At 50.6% G+C, this 1,101-nt stretch carries 2 tRNA genes and 1 rRNA gene; all 3 read right to left on the minus strand.

Going from position 1 to position 1,101, the window contains the following annotated elements:
- Positions 1 to 254 precede the first annotated feature (254 nt).
- A tRNA-Ala gene (locus tag ACLH1I_RS26550) sits at positions 255 to 330 on the minus strand.
- 106 nt (positions 331 to 436) lie between these two features.
- Positions 437 to 513, minus strand: a tRNA-Ile gene (locus tag ACLH1I_RS26555).
- 70 nt (positions 514 to 583) lie between these two features.
- Positions 584 to 1,101, minus strand: a 16S ribosomal RNA gene (locus ACLH1I_RS26560); the annotation flags it as partial.

Here is a 1,101-nt window from a genome sequence, read left to right on the forward strand (position 1 = left end):
CGCTTTTCGCAGATTAGCACGTCCTTCATCGCCTCTGACTGCCAGGGCATCCACCGTGTACGCTTAGTCGCTTAACCTCACAACCCGAAGATGTTTCGTAAAACATCATCGTGTCGCGAAAATTTGAGAGACTCGAACACACATTAACTGTGTGTCGTTTCAATTTTCAGCTTGATCCAGATTTTTAAAGAGCAAAACTTCGCAGTGCACCTTTTCAGGTTCACTCTGAAGTTTTCTTGTGTTCGCAGTAAAGATGGTGGAGCTATGCGGGATCGAACCGCAGACCTCCTGCGTGCAAAGCAGGCGCTCTCCCAGCTGAGCTATAGCCCCATCGGTGTTATCTCTGTACCGGTAATTTTTCCTGAGACAAGGCGTGGTGAAGCGAAGCATACTGAAGTATGCGAGCTTTGCCACAACGCAGTATTCAGGGAAAATTTGGTAGGCCTGAGTGGACTTGAACCACCGACCTCACCCTTATCAGGGGTGCGCTCTAACCACCTGAGCTACAAGCCTGCAGAGATTATTTACTGCTCTATTTCATCAGACAATCTGTGTGAGCACTGCAAAGGCAGGTTCTTTAAGGTAAGGAGGTGATCCAACCGCAGGTTCCCCTACGGTTACCTTGTTACGACTTCACCCCAGTCATGAATCACAAAGTGGTAAGCGCCCTCCCGAAGGTTAAGCTACCTACTTCTTTTGCAACCCACTCCCATGGTGTGACGGGCGGTGTGTACAAGGCCCGGGAACGTATTCACCGTAGCATTCTGATCTACGATTACTAGCGATTCCGACTTCATGGAGTCGAGTTGCAGACTCCAATCCGGACTACGACATACTTTATGAGGTCCGCTTGCTCTCGCGAGGTCGCTTCTCTTTGTATATGCCATTGTAGCACGTGTGTAGCCCTGGTCGTAAGGGCCATGATGACTTGACGTCATCCCCACCTTCCTCCAGTTTATCACTGGCAGTCTCCTTTGAGTTCCCGGCCGGACCGCTGGCAACAAAGGATAAGGGTTGCGCTCGTTGCGGGACTTAACCCAACATTTCACAACACGAGCTGACGACAGCCATGCAGCACCTGTCTCACAGTTCCCGAAGGCA

Source organism: Klebsiella sp. 1SOBk10mer, assembly GCF_046602535.1.
GTDB classification, from domain to species: domain Bacteria; phylum Pseudomonadota; class Gammaproteobacteria; order Enterobacterales; family Enterobacteriaceae; genus Klebsiella; species Klebsiella quasipneumoniae.